The 2,106-nt window shown below is 38.0% G+C and carries 3 protein-coding genes; all 3 read right to left on the bottom strand.

Annotated features, from left to right (window positions below; all coding sequences use genetic code 11):
* Window positions 1-181: 181 nt before the first annotated feature.
* Window positions 182-574, bottom strand: a complete 393-nt coding sequence (locus ACTJKA_RS19835) for a hypothetical protein (protein ID WP_265154212.1) — start codon at window positions 572-574, stop codon at window positions 182-184.
* Between the two features lie 69 nt (window positions 575-643).
* On the bottom strand, window positions 644-1,117 hold the full coding sequence (locus tag ACTJKA_RS19830) for an immunity protein YezG family protein (RefSeq protein WP_171465959.1): 474 nt from the start codon (window positions 1,115-1,117) through the stop codon (window positions 644-646).
* A 5-nt stretch (window positions 1,118-1,122) separates the two neighbouring features.
* A partial coding sequence (locus ACTJKA_RS19825; RefSeq protein ID WP_440607922.1) for a DNA/RNA non-specific endonuclease occupies window positions 1,123-2,106 on the bottom strand: 984 nt, incomplete at its 5' end.

Here is a 2,106-nt window from a genome sequence, read left to right as displayed (position 1 = left end):
TTTTTTGATTTTTAGATATTCAGAAGTTTGCTTCTCAATAGTGCTCAATGCGTTCGTTTTGCTTGTCTCTATCATACGATGATCCACTCAGGAAAAAAGATCCCCATTTTATCCTCCGTTTTGTCGGCTCTTTCTCTGCAATGCAAATAAAAAAATGCCCATAAAGATGGACACTCTATTTTTAAAAATCATGTTCAAAATCGATGTCATATAAATCAACCCATTCAACAAAATCAGGCATAGTTTTTGTACTTAAAAAGTGTTGAACAATTCTATATGCTTCTTCTCGACTTACATAACTGCATGATGGTACTTTCATTGGTTCTCCACCAACCAAATGCTCTATTGTTTCTATTTCAACATCCTTTTTCAAAGGGACTAAATAATCAGGATGTCTCATGATAAAGAATCCATATGGCTCATCATAAAAGAAAATAAGCCATTCATCTTCTCCTTCTACCTCAAAACAAGAATCTCCACTTCCTTGTTTCCAATAATCCGCTTCTTTTTCAAAGAAAATATTTTTAATAAATTCTTCTCCTGGGTTTTCAACTGGTCCATTGTATACAATCATGAGTTTTCCTCCCTATAGAAAAAACGTCAAAAAGCACCTGTTGCCTATCGGCAACCAAGTGCTTTCTGCTTACTCTTCTTCAAATTTCTGCATTCTTTCTATTAAATCTTGCTGTGCTTCATTTTGGTTTATATATTTATATTCAAAATACTTAATTCTATCTGTTGGTCCAAATCCACTTTCATGCCAGTTTGTATAATCAAAATGTACGTTTAATTTACCTGTATGATCTAAAATTAATGTTACTGAAAACCATGGTTCTTGGTCATTATCAATAAAAACTTTTTGAAGTTCAACAGTAAGTTGGAATAGTCTATGTAACTCATTATTATATGCCCTCTTGTCTACACTGTATAGTTTCGGAATATAATGTGAATAAATGTGCTGTTCCTCACCTTTAGGCTTGAAAAAGAAGAAAACTCCTCCTTCTTCATCCTTAACCTCACCATTAAACCAGAAGTTATCCCATTCAGTTGGAATCATATCATTAACCTGTTGTGCAATTTCTTTATATAACCGGTTTAATTCTGTTTCAAAACTCATTAATATCAGCCTCCTGGTTTGTTTGCAATCTCGCGAATAACTGGGAATTGCCCTTCAATTTCATATTCGACCATAAATGAATCAGGTCGCATTGATTTAATAGAATAGTTCGGGTCAATATTAACAGAGACCTTTTTGGGCGGTACCTCTTTCAATGCATTAGCCCACTCAGTCTCCATTTCATACCAAACCCCACCCCTCCTATTAATCTGGCTATTTTGTGGAACAAGATTGTCGATATCAGGTGGACCGTTAAATTGAGCTCCTATCAAATGTCCACCATCATCATCCGGTAATCTGTCTCTTCCTCCTACATTTGCCTGAGCATATTTATTTCTATCAGCCTTTTTCAATACAAGTTCGGGAGCATTTACATTTTTAATACGTCCAAGTTCATCAGTAGTATATTTGTAGTTATCGTTGGTTACATACTTTGTATTTGGGATAAGTTGCTTCTTGCCATTTTGACCTTTTACTATATGCCTTCCAAAGTCAATTTCCTTAACTTCTTTAAGTTTATTCCCTTTTACCGTACCCTTAACTCCCATCTTACCATGAAATCCTTTCGCCCCAAACGGTAAAAGCATCCCCAGAGCCGCATTCATACTCGCTTCCTGTTGTTCTTTCGAGATCTTATTTCCAAACATATCTCGGCCTGTGATCGCTTCGCTGAAGCCATTGGTTGCGGTGATGCCGTATAAACCTTTTTGTGATGTTTTCAACGCATCGAAAGACTTCTGTGATGTCTTGTAAATGTCGACCGCTCTGACTGCGGCGGACGTGGCTTGAGTCGTTTTATAGACGGCTTTTCCGCCTTTGAAAATACGTCCTGCCCATCCGACGATCGGGATGTATCCTGCTGCTGCCATGCCGCCTGCGGCGACTCGCTGTCCTGCGGTGAGTTCTTCACCTGTGATCGGATCGACACCTGTTGCGGCACGTTTTGCATCGTTCACGCCTGTCAGTTCATTGACGATATTTCCTCCGTA

Origin of the sequence: Bacillus sp. 22190, from assembly GCF_052045575.1 — a bacterium.
Classification (GTDB): Bacteria; Bacillota; Bacilli; order Bacillales; family Bacillaceae; genus Bacillus; species Bacillus altitudinis.
Note: the sequence above shows the minus strand (reverse complement) of the source record. Positions and strands in the feature narration are given on the sequence as shown.